This window comes from Lactiplantibacillus sp. ME-2 (assembly GCF_022549155.1).
GTDB lineage: Bacteria > Bacillota > Bacilli > Lactobacillales > Lactobacillaceae > Lactiplantibacillus > Lactiplantibacillus plantarum.
The window spans coordinates 1-376 of the sequence record NZ_JAKZEQ010000137.1; the positions used below are offsets into that span (position 1 = coordinate 1).

General features: G+C 40.4%; 1 protein-coding gene. It reads left to right on the plus strand.

What is annotated here, in order from left to right; translation table 11 throughout:
• Window positions 1–376 (plus strand): terminase TerL endonuclease subunit (locus MMY95_RS15700; protein WP_241277833.1); only part of this gene is annotated, 376 nt, incomplete at both ends.

Here is a 376-nt window from a genome sequence, read left to right on the forward strand (position 1 = left end):
GGCATTATTGATTATGACAATCTATTTGATTTTGTTCAAAAACTAGTCGGGAAATACAACTGGAAAGTGAAAGCAATCGCTTATGACCCGTATAACGCGCAAACGTTAATTACAAAATTCGAGAAATTAAGCTACCCACTGTTTGAAGTGCGACAAGGCACCAAGACTTTGAATATTCCAACTCGTAATTTTCGTGATCAGCTTTACGATGACAAGATTAAACATAACGGCAACAAGATTCTCGCTTATGCGGTCAATAACGCCATCTTGAAAGTGCTAAACAATGGTTGGCAACTGGATAAAGCCCGCAATAGTAACCGGATTGACCCGATTGCGGCGTTGATTAACGCGTTTGTAGCGGGTATGGACTATTACC